Genomic DNA, 692 nt, shown 5'->3' with positions numbered 1-692 from the left:
TGTCATCGCACGCCCTCACGAGAAACTCAGCACATTCACCCGCCTTCACGCGCATCAATTCCAGCAACCATTGGGCTCTCCCCACACCCGGCACTGGCAATTCCTCCGACGGCATGACGCTCACCCGCCACCGCGTGGTCGAGGCCGTCGGTTGCCCGAAATCATTGGCCTCCGTCTGCCGCCGCCAGCGTCGCACCGCGAGCGCCATCGTACCCGTTCGCTCGGCCGCCAGCTGCAGCCGGCGCGAACTGACCATCGGCAGGCGAACGAGCTCACCGACGACGGCGCCGAGCCCGCCAAAGGAAAGCCCTTCCTCCATGTTTGCCAGAACGTCTTCCTCCTTGTCGGACTCAACGAAGATCACCCGATCCGGGTGGAGGCCGACCTGGGCGAGCGCAGGAAAGAACAGATCGGGGCGCGTCAGGCACCAGACGATCGGGCCTCTCGTCCGCGCTGCGATCCCTGCGGCACAGAGCGCTGCCGCTGCACCATCCACCGTGCCCGACCCGCCGCCGGCAAATTCGTGCAGGGCGCCATAGGCCAGACCACCTCCCGGGAGCACTGCATCGATTTCCGGCACCCCGAAGGACAGACAGCCAGCCTTTCTGGCTGATACGCCTTCAAGCGATGCAATGCGCTCGCGCAGGTCGGAAATCACCCTGTCACGGGCAGCAGTCATCGTTCACGGCTCC

The 692-nt window shown here is 65.6% G+C and carries 1 protein-coding gene; it reads right to left on the bottom strand.

Translation table 11 applies throughout. The features are described from left to right. Window positions 1–679 (bottom strand): ImuA family protein (locus tag FY112_RS27280; RefSeq protein ID WP_151519732.1); only part of this gene is annotated, 679 nt, incomplete at its 3' end. Window positions 680–692: the final 13 nt, after the last annotated feature.

Origin of the sequence: Rhizobium sp. PEPV16 (assembly GCF_008919455.1) — a bacterium.
GTDB lineage: Bacteria > Pseudomonadota > Alphaproteobacteria > Rhizobiales > Rhizobiaceae > Rhizobium > Rhizobium leguminosarum_Q.
This window is presented reverse-complemented; position numbering and strand designations above follow the sequence as displayed.